Raw genomic sequence first — 16,523 nt, forward strand, 5'->3', positions numbered from 1 at the left:
GGGGTCTCGCACAAGGAGCTGCAACCGGGTCATGAGCACACGGCCATTCTTCAATGTCAGCACGCAGGAATTGGAGCTTCTGTTCCAGACTGCGGCCAGCAAGCAGGACCGGCGCATGCTGGAAGGCCTTGCAGCCGAACTCGCACATCGGGAGATGCCCCGAGCTGTGCAACTCCGAAGCAGAATCAATAATCTACTTAAGTCTCCGCGTCGCACTCTTGACCCTTTCGGCCCGGAGGGTGGCGACCCTTCGGCGTCGCCAGAGCGCGACGCGCCGACCGAAACTCCGCAGGCACAGGGCCTGCATTCGTCCACCGAACAGACTCGACACAAAATGACCGAACCTCACATTCTTGAGCGCCTAAAAGGACTGCTGGAGTACGTAAGGCAGACGGCGAGTCTTCGCGGGCGACCTTCCCGGCAAGTTGAACAGCACAATAACTTCAAGGCGCATGAATACGAGCTGCAGGGGCTGCCTGGCGTCCACTTCGATGCAGGAACTGACGACGATGATGTTTGGCTGCGCGTGGATCGACTGCAGGAAAGCGCACCGCCACCACCGTCAACTCGATTGCTCTCCGCACTGATTGCCCAATCCAACCAGCCGAATCGGGAACCTGGGTTGGTCAGCCATGCTACTCGTGATGAGCTGAGCCTCCTGGGAGCTGAACCGCCCCCTCTTGTAGAAGGCACTGATCCCGAAAGCCCTATACCGATCGACGCACTGTCCCTGATGGTTCAGTTGCAAGAGGAATTGAAGGTCTACGTCCTTCAGTTATGGCAGCCGTGGGCTGTCAAAGAAAGGGAAGTTCGCAAGACGATTGCCAAGTACGCCGAGCTTTTTTCCAGCTATCAGATGCTGCGGGGCAACGTGGTCGACTCTCCCCTGGAAATGGTGATGGGCGTAGGTATCGCAGTATGGGACCTGTCCGACGGGAAGCTGACGTACCCTCTGATCACCAAGCTGGTGGAGCTCTCCATTGATGAGCGCACTCACGCCATCGAGGTCCGACCGCGCTCGCCAGACCCACGGCTGGAGCTGGACGTGTATACCGCGCTTGACAATCCCGGCGTGGCCGAAGTTGCCCGTGCGGGCAAGGAGCATTTCGCCCGGACGGAATGGCACGTCAGTCCATTCACACCAAGCACTTTCGAACCAGTTTTGAAGGTCTCCGCATCGTTGCTGGACAGCAAGGGAACATACTGGGCCTCCCAGACGATGCCCCATGACCGACAACTGCCCAAGGCAGGCGAGCACCTGAAGGTGACCGATACTTGGGTACTCTTCGCACGCCCTCGAACATCCAGTCTTTTCATTCAGGATCTTGAGCGCTTTGAGAACCTTATTGACTCTGGCGTGAATCTGGAGGGGCTGTCACGGGCGACGTGGGCACTCTTGAACGATCCCTCGCAGCACCTGCATGAACCTCCGCCCATGAACTATCGCGGCCTGTCGCACATCGACAGGAAGGCCGGCACAGCGGCGAAGGCAAAAGACTTGTTCTTCCCGATGCCCTACAACGATGAGCAAGTGCAGATTGTCCACATGCTCGATCATCAGGACGGCGTCGTCGTCCAAGGGCCACCGGGGACTGGCAAAACCCACACCATTGCGAATGTGATTTCGCATTACCTTGCCCTAGGCAAGCGGGTTCTGGTCACGTCGATGAAAGACCCAGCACTGGCTGTGCTGCAGGAAAAGCTGCCCGAGGATATCCGTCCGCTTGCCATCAGCCTGCTGAGCAGCGAAGCCGACGGCATGAAACAGTTCGAACATGCAATCCGTCATATCGCTGGAGAAATCACGAGACTGAGCAAAAGTGACATGCGCGAGCAGGTACGCCAGTTTGAACAACGCATCGACACCCTACATGGACAGGTTGCGTCAACCGAAGCCCGAATCGCGCATTGGGCGCGAATGAACCTGGAACCGGTGGTTGTAGATGGCGTTGCCCTCCAGCCGCTGGACATCGCCAAGGAAGTTGCAACGAACACTGAGGACGTCGAGCTCATTCGCGATGTGCTGACGGTGGCAGAAGTCCATTCGCCCCAGTTCGACAATACTGACATCTCATCACTCCGCAGCGCCAGAATGGCGCTTGGCGAAGACCTTGCGCTACTGAATCATCGCCTCCCTTCCGTGGACGGCTTCCCGGAAGCTGCCAAGCTTCGGCAGGCACACCTGGACCTTGGCAGGCTTGCTGAAATCAACGAGCAAATCGCGGCTGCCAGGCTGCCTGCACTGCGGGACATGCAGCAAGCGACCATCGAAGAGGCCATTCAATCTCACGCCCGCATAGGCGCATTGAGGCGCGTTCGAACAAGCCTCGACGAGTCTGGGCCCGTGTGGCTGCCTGCTCTGGAGCAACGAATCCGCCTTGCTGGGCCGCAGGACGCGGTTAGCAAGCTGCTTGCAGAGCTGCGAAATGAGATCGGAGAACTACTGGCGTACCGCTCCCGTTTCCTATCCCGACCGGTAACGCTACCGGACGGGATGAGCGACGACCCTGCCATGACCGACGCCTTGGACAACCTCTCACAAGGTCGAAAGCCGTTCGGCATGGCGGGGTTCTTTGGCAAGACCCGAGAGAAGAAGCAACTCGATCAAGTGCGCGTACTCGCGTCACCACCGGCGTCAGCCGAAGACTGGGCGCACGTACTCGAGTACCGGCGCTTCCAGCAAAACTGCAACGAAGTTGTTGTCCGATGGAATGCCCTGTCCCCGGAGATGTCCCTCCCGAGTCTCGATTCAGCGTCGGCGCTCGTGGAGCGGGGGCCCGGTCATCTTGCCCTTCTGAACAATCTTCAGATTGTCCTCCGAGAAGAGAAGGCGATTCTGGCAATGCTGTCAGCGCTCCTTCCCACATGGAAAGAAGGGACGAACACACCCTATTCCGTGCAGCAGCTTGACCAAGCCCTGGAAATTCTGGATCACAATCTCACGCGCATTCGACTCGAGGCGACTTGGGAAATCAAATCCTCCTTCCAGAGAGCGATGGTCGACGCGAAGGGAACCCTTGCCGAATCCATCAAGACGTTTCTGAATCGCGCATTGGGCGACACGGAAACTTCCGATAGCTCGCTCATGGCCGAGTGGAGCGAACTGATGCTCGAGCTCAGACGTCAGCATTCGATGCGGCCGCAGCTGCAGATCGTTCGAGACGTCACCAACTTGATCGAAAAGTCCGGAGCCCCCAAGTGGGCACAATCACTTCGTTCAGAGGCCGCGTCCGCAGCTCTAGACAAGCTACTGCCTGATAACTGGAAAGATCGTTGGAGACATCGTCGCCTACTGACACTTGTCGAATCGATGGACGGTCGTGAGGAGCTGACCCGTTTGTCGCGTCAGCGCAACGAACTGGAATCAGACCTATCCTCCCTGTACCAGCAAGCAGTGACCACCCGAACCTGGTTGCAGATGACTGAGAAGGCGACCCCGGCAGTACGTTCCGCACTCGAGGCATATCGCGTAGCTGTTTCCCGCATTGGCAAAGGAACCGGCGTACGAGCTCCGCGATTCCGCCGGGATGCAAGAGATGCTGCGGAACAGGCCAGTCCCGCTATTCCCTGCTGGATCATGCCGCACTACCGCGTGAGCGAATCTCTGCCCGTTTCACTTGGCGAGTTCGATCTGGTTATCATCGACGAGGCATCGCAGTCTGATCTAACGGCATTGCCTGCCTTGCTACGCGCAAAGAAGGTACTGATCGTAGGGGACGACCAGCAGGTTTCGCCGGAAGGTGTCGGCTTGGAGGAGGAGAAGATCCGCAGCCTGATGGGTCAATTTCTTGGAAATCAAGTTGGCCTGTATCGCCCACAGATGTCGCCGGACAAGTCGGTCTATGACCTCTTCAAGGTAGTCTTTGCGCAGGGGCAGATCATGCTTCGCGAGCATTTTCGCTGTGTTGGACCCATCATCGAGTACTCCAAACGAGAGTTTTACAACCATCAACTCCGTCCACTGCGCATGCCACGCGCTTCCGAGCGACTTGATCCACCATTGATCGATGTCCACGTACTGGATGGCCAACGCGGTAATGGGAAGACGAACGAGGGCGAAGCGCGCTTCATCCTCGAGGAAATTCAACGCATCGTTTCAGATCCACAGATGCGCCACCGTAGCATCGGCATTGTGTCCCTGGTCGGAAGTGAGCAGGCTCAGCTCGTGTGGGACAAGATTTCACGAACACTGGGGGAAGAGGTGATTCAGCGTCACCAGATTGCCTTCGGTGATGCACGCACCTTCCAGGGAAAGGAGCGCGACATCATGTTCCTTTCCATGATCGTATCGGGCCGTGCCCAGGCATCTTCTCAAGAGATGTTCCGCCAGCGTTACAATGTTGCAGCATCACGCGCGCGCGACCGGATGTATCTGGTCCGCAGCATCAGAGCGGAGGAGCTAAGCCCAGCAGACAAGCTTCGGGCGGGTTTGCTCCAGCACTTCCAATCGCCTTACTCACAGGACGAAGCTGCGGTGGCAGATCTGCGCATGCTCTGCGAGTCACCATTCGAACGTGAGATGTTCGATGAGCTGGTCTCGCGCGGCTACCGCGTGCAGCCACAGGTCAAGGTTGGAAGCTACCGTATCGACATGGTAGTCGAGGGCGACAAGGATGCCCGATTGGCTATCGAGTGCGATGGGGATCGCTACCATGGCCCCGATCAGTGGGAACAGGATATGCGCCGCCAACGCGTCCTGGAGCGAGCTGGATGGAGCTTCTGGCGCTGCTTCGCATCGAACTTTGTTCTGCATCGGGATGCACTGCTCGCGGACTTGGTCAACTCGCTCAAAGACCGAGGAATCGAACCCATGGGCGCTCAGGGCGCAAGCGCAAGCAATCACTGCTTGCATCGCACCTATGAGGCATTTCCTGCGACCGCCCCTCATTCGGAGCACGAGAAGGATGCTACTGCCGAGAGTTCATAGATCGACCCTTTGAGTCTCTGGCGATTCACTGAACAAGTGAATCACCCCAAGAATCGACTGCATGGCCCCCGACTGGCATTTCATGATCCACCGATCCCGTCCATGGAAGACCGATGGCCATCGCCCTGATCGCATTTCTGCTGATCGAAGTCCTGCTGCTTGTGCTGTGGGCGCCGTTCTTCTTCCGCACCGGCATCGTACTGTTCAATCAGCGCATCGCCGCTACGCCGGCAGAGCTGGCGCAGCTTTCGCTGGCCGGGTTGGAGCATGATCTGCCGGCCGATACCTGGCTTCGCCTGGTGTTCCGCGCGCTGCCGGACGGCAGTATCGCCTTTCGCGAGAGCTTCGCGCCGAGCTTTGGCGGCCGCTACTTTCCGCTGATGCGCGGGCGGGTGATGATCGACGCACGACGCAGGGAGGTGCGGGTGGTCGGGCGGTGCAGCTGGTTCGCGCTGGGCCTGACAGTGATGCTGGTGCCGATCATCCTCGTCCGCCCGGCTGCGTCGCCGATGCTGGTGGCCCTGCTGCTGTTCTACATGGGTTATTTCATCCAGCGCCGATGCTATGCACACGTGGTCGAAGCAGTACGCGCACGGCTTCGCTCCGAATTTCCGCAGCGAATGGTTACCACACTGCAGTAGATCCACGCTGTGCGTGGATGAGCGCGAGCTCGGGCATTCGTGTCGACCAAGGTCGACACCTACCAGAGCGGTGCGTCGGCGTGCAGCGATCCCGCCGGGCATGGCCCGGCGCTACCCTCAGCGTGCCAGCACGACCTCGCTGGCGGCATCGGTGCGGCCTGGCGCGAGGTGCTGCTGGCGCAACCACTGCGCCAGATCGCGCGGGCTGAGCGGGCGCGAGTACAGGTAGCCCTGGATCTCGTCGCAGCCCTGGCGGCGCAGCATGTCTTCTTCCTGGTGTGTTTCCACGCCTTCGGCCACCACCTTCATGCCCAACGCGTGGCCCAGGTGCACGATGGCCTGGGTCACTTCGGCCGTACCCGAATCATGCAGCATGCCCTGCACGAAACTGCGGTCGATCTTCAGGCGCCCCACCGGGAAACGGTTGAGGTAGTTCAGATTGGAGAAGCCGGTACCAAAGTCATCCACTGCCAGTGGCACGCCGTGCCGTTCCAGCACGTCGAAGCAGTGGCGCAGAATGTCGGTGTCACGGATCAACGCCGACTCGGTCAGCTCGAGCTCCAGCCGCTGCGGCGGCCAGCCGTGGGCGTGGCAGATCTCGATCACCCGCTCAGCAAAACCGCGATCACGCAGCTGCACTGCCGACACATTGACTGCGATGCGGTCAAAACACAGGCCAGCCCGGTCCCAGGCGATTGCCTGCCGGCAGGCTTCGTTCAGCACCCAGTCGCCGATGCGCACGATCTCGCCGCACTTCTCTGCAATCGGAATGAATTCGGCCGGGCTGCAGTAGCCGATGCCGGGCCGATGCCAGCGCAACAGTGCCTCGATCGCCGGCGGTTCGCCATGATGCGCATGCAGCAGCGGCTGGTAGGCCAGGCTGAACTCTTCGCGTTCGATCGCGCCATGCAGCGCGTGCTCGAGCTCGAGCCGACGCTGGATACGCGCCAGCGCGTCCTGGCTGTAGTACTGGTAGGTATTCCGCCCTGCTTCCTTGGCCGCATACATCGCAGCATCAGCCGCGCGCAGCAGCGAATCGAAATCGGTCTGTGCCTCACCGAGCATGGCGATACCGACGCTGGCACCCACTTTCAGCGTGGTCTCGCCACGGCGAAGCGGCTCGGCCAGCGAAGCGATCAACTTGCGTGCCACGTGTCCGGCGTCTTCCGGCTCGGCCAGGTCGCGCAGCACCACGATGAACTCGTCGCCACTGAAGCGGCCGAACAGATCGTTGTTGCGCAGATTCTGGTGAAGTCGCGTGGCCGCCGCCTTCAGCAGTGCATCGCCGGTGGCGTGGCCAAAGCTGTCGTTGATGGTCTTGAAGCCGTCCAGATCGATGAACAGCATCGCCAGCGAGGTGCCGCGGTCGCGCGCTTCCTCGATGGCTTCAGCGGTCTGCTCGCCCAGCAGCACGCGATTGGGCAGACCGGTCAGCAGATCGTAGTGGGCCAGCAGCTCGATGCGCTCGTTGGCTTCGCGCTCGCGGGTGATGTCACGGAACAGGACCACGAAGCGCGGCGGCAGGCCATCGCGGCGATCCAGCTCGATCAGCACCTGCACCCACACGCGCAAACCGGACTGGCGGTAGAAGCACAGATCCAGCTGTTCGGGGAGACCGCCGCCGGCAATCCGGACCAGTGCAGTCTCGAAGGCGCTGCGCGAATCTTCGGTGTACAGCGCCAGTGCCTGGTCCAGCGTGATCGGTTCCTTGCGCAGTCCGTGGATGCGGTAGCACTCCTCGGTCCACTGCATGTGCCGGGTCTGCACCTCGATCTCGCAACCACCGATGCGGCCCAGTGCGGAGACACGGTTGAGCAGTTCGGTACGCCAGCGGATCAGCGCGTCGGTCTGGTGCTGCTCGGTGATGTTCTGCACCTGGCCCAGCAGGCGCTTGGGCTGGCCATCGGTGTCCAGCAGCGGCTGCATCCACAGCCGCAGGTGCTGCGAGGGCTCGTTGCCCCGGGTCAGTTCCAGCTCGATGTTGGCTGCGCGGCCATCGCGCCATACACGCCGCCAGGCGGCGCGCAGCGCACCGCGCGAGCGTGGATGCAGCTGTTTCAACCAGCGCCGCTGGCCGGGCACGCTGCCCTGCTCCAGTGCCAGCAGTGAACGCAGCTCCGGCGACCACCAGAACGCGCCGCTGCTGGGGTCGAACGACCAGCTCCCCATGCTGGCGATGCGCTGGGCCTCGCTCAGGTGCAGCTGCTGCTCCTGCAGCAGGCCTTCCAGCTGCTTCTGCTGCTCGATATCGGTATGGGTGCCGACCATCCGCAGTGGCTGGCCGTCGGCGGTGCGCGCGACCACACGACCGCGATCAAGTACCCAGCGCCATTGGCCATCGGCCTGGCGGAACCGGAACTGGGCGCTGTACTGCTCGCTCAGGCCGCGCAGGTGCTGGTCCAGCGCGACACGTACCTGGCCGATGTCTTCGCTGTGTACGCGGGTCAGTATTTCAGTGGCGGTTTCATCACTCAGCGCCGGCGTGCGGACTACGCGGTCGCTGGGAATGTCCCAGTCCCACAAGCTGTGGCCGGCACTGTCCAAGGCCAGTTCCCAGCGCCCGCCACCATCGACCGGCACCGGCTCCGGAATGCTCAGCGTGAAGGCCAGCAGGTTGCCTGCGCCATCGTGCACGGCGCGCAGGTGGCCATCGTAGTGACCACGCGGGCCGCCAGGCAGCGTGCAGGCCACGATGCCGCCATCGGCCGCCAACAGGCGCAGATCTTCCAGCATCGGTGCGTACGCAGCCACGGTCGCCGGCAGGCCATGCTCGCGCGCAGCCGGATTGGCCGCCAGCGGGCGGCCCGTGCGGTCGACAATGACCAGCGCCGACGCAAGCGGGTGCTGCAGCAGGCTGGCGATGATCCCTTGGTCCACGCGATCTTGCTCCGGATGACACGCCCGTCAGCGGGGCACGCAGTGGTTAACGGCGCCTGCGCCGGATAATTGAGTGGCCAGGGCACACCTGCGCGGTAAGATGACCGGCGCCCCTTTTCACCCACCCCGTCCATGCCCGCAGAACCGACCGGCAACGCCCCTGTTCCCGACCCGCGGATGGCGCAGGCGTTGAGCCGCGACCGCCGGCGCGTGGTTCTGAGCTACCTTGCGATGGCGCTGGCATGGATGATCGCCACCGACAGCGCGGTACAGGCACTGGTGCCCGACCCGCACCAGGCAGCATTGTGGCAAGGGCTGAAGGGTTCGTTCTTCGCCCTGGCCAGCGCGGGCCTGCTGTACCTGCTGCTGCGCCCGCTGGCCGAGCACGTGCTGCATACCCATGCCCGCCAACAGGCTTCCGAACTGCGCCTGCGGCAGATGTTCGAAGGCAATCCCGGCCCGATCCTGGTCTACGACCTGGATACGCTGGCAATCCTCGATGCCAACCCGGCCGCCTGCAGCACCTTCGGCTGGGAACGTGATGAACTGCTGGAGCAGACCATCGATGCGCTGTGGCCACCGGGCCAGGACCAGGCGCTGCAGACCAAGCTGGAGGCGATCCGCGAGGCGCCCGAGGAGCTGTGCATCCTGCGTACGCAGCTGCAGCTGCGCGACGGCAGCCTGCGGCAGATGGAACTGCGCTCGAATTCGATCAGCTACGATGGACACAATGCCCGCCTGTTGATCGCCATCGATCGCACCGCCGAGGACCTGGCGCAGCTGCGCCGCGACCAGGCGCTGGCACGGGTCGAGGAAGCGCATGAGCTGGCCCGCATCGGTGCCTGGGAGCTGGATCCGTCCAGCGGACAGGGCCGCTATTCCAACCAGGTCTATCGCCTGCTCGGCCGACGCCCGCCCGAAGCCCGTCGCTGGCACCGTTTCGATGAACTGCTGGTGCCGGCCGACCCGGCCACCGCGTCACAGACCGAGCAGCTGCTGGCCGAGCTGTGCTCAGGCGAGCCGGTACAGGTGGACGTGCTGCTGCCACTGCTGGCGATGGACGGTCATGCACTGATGGTGCACCTGCGCGCCGCCAGTGGCACTGATGAAGCCGGCCGCAACCGTGTGCTCGGCACCCTGCAGGACGTAACCGAGCGCGAACAGTCACGCCGCCTGCTGCGTGAGCGCGAAGAGCAGTTCCGCGAGCTGGTGCGGGTACTGCCCGATGGCGTGGTGATCCTTTCCGACGAGCATGTGCTGTATGCCAATGCCTGGGCAGCAGGCCTGTTCGGTTATGGCAGCCACACCCTGCTCGGCGAGCCGCTGTCGGCGCTGGTTGCCGCCACCGATCTGGTGCGCGTGCGCGCCCAGCTGCGTGCCGGCCAGCCTCACCTGGGCCCTGGCCACAGCAGCGTGGTGGCAATGCAGCGCGCGGACGGCCGCCGCTTCCATGCCGGATTGGCGGTGGGCGAAGTGCGCTATGGCGGCCGCGACTGCAAGCTGCTGATCGTGCGCGACCTGAGCGATTCGGAGCGCACCCGCGCCGCGCTGGAAACCAGCAACCGCGAGCTGCAGGCGATGGCCGGGCGCCTGTTCTCCCTGCAGGAGGATGAGCGCCGTGCGATCTCGCGCGACCTGCACGATGACATCGGCCAGGCCATCACCGCGATCAAGCTGTCCGCCCATGCTGCGCAGGACGAGCATGATCCGCAGCGCCGCGCCGAGGACCTGGCGCAGATCGTCAGCCTCGCCGACACCACCGTGTCCAAGCTGCGCGACATTTCCACCCTGCTGCGGCCGCCACAGCTGGACGCACTGGGCCTGGAGGCCGCACTGAGCTGGCAGGCACGGGTACTGTTCCGCTCCTCGCCGGTGGAACTGCTGGCCGAGATCGAGCCCCTGCCACAGCGTCCCGACAACAGCATCGAGCAGGCCTGCTTCCGCATCGCCCAGGAAAGCCTGACCAATGCGCTGCGCCATGCCCGCGCCAGCCAGGTCCTGCTGCAGCTGCGCGACGTCGGCCAGCGTAGCCTGCGCCTGCAGATCCGCGATGATGGCGAGGGTTTCGACCCGGACGGTCCGCGCGGGCTCGGCCTGATCGTGATGCGCGAACGCGCACAGAGCGTCGGCGGGCATGTGCGGATCGAGTCCGCGCACGGTGAAGGCACCCTGATCGACGTCCACCTCCCCTACCAGGCGGCCAGCACGGCCACCATCGAGTCACCGGAATACTGAGCCTATGTGGAATCCCAACCAGCCGCCGGTCAGCATCGATGATGCCCCCGACCGCCTCGGCGCCGGCAACCCCGAACTGCAGGTGATGGTCGCCGAAGCGGCCTCCGGCGGTACCCCGCTGATGTTGATGCACGTGGACATCGACCACTTCGCATCGGTCAACGAGAACATGAGCGCCGAGGTGGGTGACCAAGCACTGGTGCTGGTGGCACAACGGCTGCAGTCCTACCTGCGCGGTCGCGGCAAGCTGTGGCGCCACGGCAGCGACGAGTTCCTGATCGCCGTTCCGCGCACCACCGAGGTCCCGCTGCCGGAGGACTTCGCCGAGGAAATCCGCCAGCAGATGGAGCTTCCGCTGTCGGTACTGCCGTACACGCTGTTCATGACCGGCAAGCTGGGGGTGAGCCTGTGCCCGGAACATGCCAGCAGCACCTCGCGCCTGCTCGACCACGCCGAGGACGCCCTGTACCAGGCTGCCCGCGAAGGCGGCAACGCCGTGCGCATCCACGCCGTGGACACGCCGCCGAGCGCGCACAGTGAAAGCATCATCGCGCGGCAGATCGTCGATGCCATTCCCAACGGCGAGCTGAAGCTGCGCTACCAGCCGCTGGTCAGTGCACGCGACGGCCACGTGGTGGGCATGGAAGCGCTGCTGCGCTGGCAGTCGCCGACGCTGGGCATGCTGGTGCCGGAACGCTTCATGCGCACCGCTGAGCGGCTGGGCATCATCGTGCAGATCGGCACCTGGGTACTGGAGGGTGCGCTGAAGCAGGCGCGTCTGTGGCGCGACCAGGGCTTCGACGACTTCACCATCGCGGTGAACGTATCGACCCTGCAGCTGCTGCGGCCCAACTTCTTTGCCGAAGTGATGGGGGTGATCCAGGCCTCGGGCGTACCGGCGCAGATGCTGACGCTGGAAATCAACGAGAGCGCACTGACCAACAACGTCAACTTCGTCCACGAGACGCTGGCCAACCTGCGCAACGAAGGCATCAGCCTGAGCCTGGACAACTTCGGCACCGGCGACTCCAGCCTGAGCGCGCTGGTGCGCTACCCGGTGGACAAGCTGAAGATCGATCGCAGCTTCATCAAGAGCGCACCGGCCGGCAACCGCGAGGCCGCCATCGCCCGCGCGATCATCGCGATGGGCCACCAGCTGGGCATGACGGTGATTGCCAATGGCGTGGAGTCGCAGGCACAGCTGGGCTTCCTGCGGCGCAACGATTGCGATGTGTTCCAGGGCTATCTGTTCGGCGAGCCGATGTCGGCCGATGCCGCTGGCATGACCCTGCGCCGTCGCTACCTGCGCCCGGAAGCGTTCGCCGAAACGCGGCCAGACCGCACGCTGTTGCTGCTGGACGACGAAGAAAACGTGCTGCGCTCGCTGGTGCGCCTGTTCCGTCGTGATGGTTACCGCATCCTGGCGGCCGGCAACGTGCGCGATGCCTTCGACCTGCTGGCGATCAACGACGTGCAGGTGATCCTGTCCGACCAGCGCATGAGCGACATGAGTGGAACCGAGTTCCTCGGCCGGGTGAAGATGCTGTACCCGGACACGATCCGCCTGGTGCTGTCCGGCTACACCGATCTGAACACCGTGACCGATGCGATCAACCGCGGCGCGATCTACCGGTTCCTGACCAAGCCGTGGAACGACGACGAGCTGCGCAAGCACATCCACCAGGCGTTCCGCACCTACGAGGAGCAGCGCCGCAGCAATGCCGGGCCGGTGCCGGCCGAACCGGCCGATGGTGGCGAGGATCGCCCGTTGCGGTAACAATCCCCTCTGGTAGAGCCGGCCGCTGGCCGGCTGCTCTGGATGTCGGGTTCAATGAGGTTGCCGGCCAGCGGCCGGCACTACCATAAGCGGTCAGCGCGGCTGCTTGATCGGCAGCACCACGCGGAAACGCGAACCCACGCCCGGGGTACTGTCCAGGTCGATGCGTCCGTGGTGCTTGTTGATGATGCTGTAGGAAATCGACAGGCCCAGGCCGGTACCGCTGCCCACGGGTTTGGTGGTGAAGAACGGATCGAAGATGCGCTGGCGCAGTTCCGGCGAGATGCCGCCACCGGTGTCCTCGAACTCGACCCACACGTGATCGCCATCGACGCCGGTGCGCACGGTGATGGTGCCGCGCTCGGCAATGGCATGGCCTGCGTTGAGCAGCAGGTTCATGTAGACCTGGTTCAACTCCGACGGCAGGCACTCCACCAGCGGCAGCTGGCCGAACTCGCGCACCAGGTGCACCTTGTACTTGAGTTCGTTCCAGATGATGTTGATGGTCGATTCCAGGCCGGAATGCAGGTCGACCAGCTTCCACGATTCATCGCGGCCGGAGTACGAGAAGTCCTTCAGGTCGCGCACGATGCGGGTAACCCGCTCGATGCCCTCGCGTGATTCGGCCATCAGCTGCGGCAGGTCGCGGCTGATGAAATCGATGTCCAGGCGGTCACGGATGTCGTCGATTTCGGGGATCAGCGCCTTCGGGTCCGGCGCACGCAACGCGCGCTCATAGGCTTCGATGACGGTGAACAGGCTGCGCAGGTACTCCTGCAGGCTGCCCAGGTTGGAGTGCACGTAACCGATCGGGTTGTTGATCTCGTGTGCAACGCCGGCGGCGAGCTGGCCGATCGAGGCCATCTTCTCCGACTGAAGCAGTTTTTCCTGGGTGCCGTTCAGGCGCAGATAGGCCTGGCGCAGCTCGGCATGCCGCTGCTGCAGCTCGCGCTCGTAGTCTTCCTGCCCTTCAATGTGGCGGAACAGGGCCAGGAAATGCCCCTGGCCGACTGGGCCGTGATAGTAGAGGTGGGCAATGACCACGCCCTCGCCCAGCGGCAGGCTGCCATTCCAATGGCCGTGCTGGCGCGCCTGCTCCAGCGCATCGGGCGGCAGCAGTTCGCGCAGGCGCTGCGGCGGCGGCAAGGCGCCATCCTCACCACTGGCGAGCAGGTTCTGGGCGGCCGGGTTGGCCAGGGCCACCTGCCCGTCTTCGGTGAACAGCAGCAGGCCTTCGCGCAGGCGCTCAAGCAATGCCTGCAGCACCGGCTGCGGCGGAAGGGGGGCGGTAACCAGGGCGTTGGCAGCGGACACGGCGACTCGGGACGTTCGAACAGGCGCCCAATATACGCGGTCATGCAGCGGGCTTCAGCCCGCCTGAATGGGTTGTGCGACCGCCGTCGCGTCAGGCGACGGCGAGTGGGCGGCGCGCAGTGACCGTATGCGACTGGCCCTTGGCATCGTAGGCCGAGGCGTCCTCGGTGCGGCCCAGCTGGCGCAGTGCCCAGTTGACCTCGCGGCGTCGCCGCGACAGCAGTACGCCGTTGGCGCGGTTGCGCTCGGCCAGTTCCTGCAGCTGTTCGCCCTCGCCGACCGGCGGCGCACCTTCCAGCGCACGCAGCGCTTCCAGCTTGGCACCGGTAGCCCGGATCAGGGCGTGCACGTCGTGCTCGACCAGCGCCTGGCGTTCAACGTCCAGGGCCTGGGCAAGGCGCTGCAGCGGCTCGCTCATCGCCGCGGTCATCCGTGCAGCTGCTGGTCCAGCTCGAGCATGCGCGAAGCAATCGCGTCCGGATTGATCTTGTAGGTGCCGTTCTGCAGCGATTCGCGCACGGCCGCCACGCGCTGGGCGTCGATCGCCGGTGCGGTGGTCAGCTCACGCTCGATGGCCTGCAGATTGGTGGCCTCGCCGGTCAGGCGCAGGCTGTCGGCCGCCTCGACCGGGCGGGTCGGCGCATCGCTGCTGACGCCGGGCTTGTTGGCCGGGGTCGTCACGCTGCGCAGTGCCTGGGGGACCTGCAGGTTGCCGTCGATTTTCTGGCTCATGGGGTGTCCTGGAGTTGCCGTACACAAGGGATAACGGCCGCAGGGCCGTGATCTTTAGGGATATTCTGCAGTAATTCAACGCGCCACGATTACGTCACCTGCGGCATCGACCGTGCCCTGCACGATCCGCCGCGAGGACAGGTTCTCTACCGAAACCCGTTCGTTCTCACCGGCATCACCCATCGCGCGGCCGGCAATGCGGACCTCGACCGAGCCGCGACGCGAAACCAGGGCCACATTGTCTCCACGCTTGATGAGACGCTGCACCACCAGATCGTTGTTCGACAGCAAGGCCCCGGCCTGCAACGGACGACGGGCAATGCGGCCGATCGCCGCATTGGGATCGGCCAGCACCGCACCGGCAATCCGGGCGGCATCACGCTGGGCAGTGGTGATATCGGCGGCAGTGAGGGTTTCTCCAGTGCCGATTCCACGGTTGAGCACCAGCACAGTCTGGTTGCGCCGCACCTTCACCGGTACGAACAGGCGCCAGCCTCCGGCGTCGGGGCAGCTGACCTCGACCGTGGTGTTGGCGGTCGGCTGCACCTGCAGCGCGCCACCACACCTGGGCAAGCGCAGCGCATCGGCCACCTGGGCCTCACCCTCGCTGCCGGCCGCCAGCGTCGACAACGCTGCCGCACGGATACTGGCCACCGGCTGCCAGTCGGCAGCGGCCGCCAACGGCGGGGCCAGCGCCAGCGCGATGGCCAATAGAGATGTGAGCCGGCGCATGGCGCCTCCTTATCGGTAAGACCTGGCCCAGGTGCGTGCAAGGGGTGTGCCAGAGCGGCGGGGCGTGTTGATCGGGACCTGGATGGGAATGGGGCCGGATGGGTAGAGTCGACTGTTGGTCGACTTTCGCGCGAAGCGCGGGGTTTCCCGCGATCGGCTCAAAGAGCAGTCGACCAACAGTCGACTCTACAAGAACGGTGCGGAGCGCGCGGTCGGCAGAGCGCCCTCAAGTTCTGCAGCCACCACGCCGATACAGCAGCCATGTCCCATGACCTGCTCAACCGGATCGACCAGCGGACCCGACTGGCCGGCCACAATCGCCTGGCGCTGCTGCTGTTCCGCCTCGGCGGACGTCAGCTTTTTGGCGTCAATGTCTTCAAGGTGCAGGAAGTCCTGCGCCGTCCGGAACTGTTCCAGGTGCCAGGCCTGCCCGGCCAGTTCGCTGGCGTGGCTGACGTGCGCGGCCGCTCGGTGCCGGTGCTGGACCTGGGCCTGGCGATCGGCCACCCCGAGCGCGAGCCGGATGCCGATACCGCGCCCGGCTACCTGGTCGTCACCGAATTCAACCGCTCGATCCAGGGCTTCCTGGTCAGCGGCGTGGAGCGCATCGTCAACATCGCGGTGGAAGACATCCACCCGCCGCCGGAACTGGGCGCCGAATCCAGCTACCTGACCGCGGTGACCCGCTTCCAGGGCGAGCTGATCCAGGTGATCGACGTCGAAAGCGTGCTGGCCGACATCGCCCAGGTGCGTGGTGAAGCCGTGCTCGACCCGGCGATGGCGATGCCGTCCGATGGCCCGCAGCTGCAGGTACTGGTGGTGGACGACTCGCGCGTGGCCCGCCAGCAGATCCGCAGCGTACTGGACCAGCTGGGGGTGGGCGCCACCCTGCTCTCCGATGGCAAGCAGGCGCTCGACCACCTGCTTCAGATCCACGCCTCGGGCGAGAACCCTGCCGAGCGCTACGCCATGGTCATCTCGGACATCGAGATGCCGGCCATGGACGGCTACACGCTGACGACGGAAATCCGGCGCCACCCGGGCCTGGCCGGCCTGTACGTGCTGCTGCACACCTCGCTGTCGGGCGTATTCAACAATGCGATGGTCGAGCGCGTCGGCGCCAATGCCTTCGTCGCCAAGTACTCCCCGCACGAGCTCGCCGACTTCGTGCTGGATCGCCTGCGCAAGGTGGCGATGGCGGCGTAGGGCCGCCTCGATACGGTAGTGCCGGCCGCTGGCCGGCAACCCGTTGTGCCTGAGGTTGCCGGCCAGCGCCCGGCACTACCCC

At 64.1% G+C, this 16,523-nt stretch carries 10 protein-coding genes; 5 read left to right on the plus strand and 5 right to left on the minus strand.

Annotated elements, in window-relative coordinates:
* The first annotated feature begins 31 nt into the window (after nucleotides 1-31).
* Complete coding sequence (locus tag AC07M7_RS12075) at nucleotides 32-4,927, plus strand: PDDEXK-like endonuclease domain-containing protein (protein WP_495207483.1); 4,896 nt, start codon at nucleotides 32-34, stop codon at nucleotides 4,925-4,927.
* A 113-nt stretch (nucleotides 4,928-5,040) separates the two neighbouring features.
* Nucleotides 5,041-5,568, plus strand: a complete 528-nt coding sequence (locus tag AC07M7_RS12080) for a hypothetical protein (RefSeq protein ID WP_495207484.1) — start codon at nucleotides 5,041-5,043, stop codon at nucleotides 5,566-5,568.
* A gap of 117 nt (nucleotides 5,569-5,685) precedes the next feature.
* Here AC07M7_RS12080 and AC07M7_RS12085 read toward each other — a convergent pair whose 3' ends face one another.
* Nucleotides 5,686-8,445 (minus strand): bifunctional diguanylate cyclase/phosphodiesterase, encoded by a 2,760-nt coding sequence (locus AC07M7_RS12085; protein ID WP_253078858.1) that lies wholly within the window; start codon nucleotides 8,443-8,445, stop codon nucleotides 5,686-5,688.
* Nucleotides 8,446-8,577: 132 nt separating this feature from the next.
* On the opposite strand from AC07M7_RS12085, the gene AC07M7_RS12090 reads away from it, so the two are divergent.
* Nucleotides 8,578-10,680, plus strand: coding sequence for a sensor histidine kinase (locus AC07M7_RS12090; RefSeq protein ID WP_495207485.1), 2,103 nt, complete (start codon nucleotides 8,578-8,580; stop codon nucleotides 10,678-10,680).
* Between the two features lie 4 nt (nucleotides 10,681-10,684).
* Entirely contained in the window at nucleotides 10,685-12,457 is a 1,773-nt protein-coding gene (locus AC07M7_RS12095; protein WP_495207486.1) for an EAL domain-containing protein, read from the plus strand.
* A gap of 93 nt (nucleotides 12,458-12,550) precedes the next feature.
* Here AC07M7_RS12095 and AC07M7_RS12100 read toward each other — a convergent pair whose 3' ends face one another.
* From AC07M7_RS12100 to flgA, 4 genes are all read right to left on the minus strand, one after another.
* Nucleotides 12,551-13,771: an ATP-binding protein gene (locus AC07M7_RS12100; RefSeq protein ID WP_046982899.1), complete on the minus strand. Its 1,221-nt coding sequence runs from the start codon at nucleotides 13,769-13,771 to the stop codon at nucleotides 12,551-12,553.
* Between the two features lie 91 nt (nucleotides 13,772-13,862).
* Nucleotides 13,863-14,201, minus strand: a complete 339-nt coding sequence (locus tag AC07M7_RS12105) for a flagellar protein FlgN (RefSeq protein WP_006366325.1) — start codon at nucleotides 14,199-14,201, stop codon at nucleotides 13,863-13,865.
* Entirely contained in the window at nucleotides 14,198-14,503 is a 306-nt protein-coding gene (gene flgM, locus AC07M7_RS12110; RefSeq protein WP_006366323.1) for a flagellar biosynthesis anti-sigma factor FlgM, read from the minus strand. The genes AC07M7_RS12105 and flgM overlap by 4 nt, the downstream gene beginning before the upstream one ends.
* A gap of 75 nt (nucleotides 14,504-14,578) precedes the next feature.
* Nucleotides 14,579-15,235 carry a flagellar basal body P-ring formation chaperone FlgA gene (gene flgA / locus AC07M7_RS12115; RefSeq protein ID WP_046982898.1) on the minus strand — a complete coding sequence of 219 codons (657 nt, stop codon included), beginning with the start codon at nucleotides 15,233-15,235 and terminating at the stop codon, nucleotides 14,579-14,581.
* 261 nt (nucleotides 15,236-15,496) lie between these two features.
* Between flgA and AC07M7_RS12120 the strand changes: the two genes are divergently transcribed.
* Nucleotides 15,497-16,441: a chemotaxis protein gene (locus tag AC07M7_RS12120; protein WP_428709865.1), complete on the plus strand. Its 945-nt coding sequence runs from the start codon at nucleotides 15,497-15,499 to the stop codon at nucleotides 16,439-16,441.
* Nucleotides 16,442-16,523: the final 82 nt, after the last annotated feature.

The organism is Stenotrophomonas sp. GW821-FHT09E08, assembly GCF_059416125.1.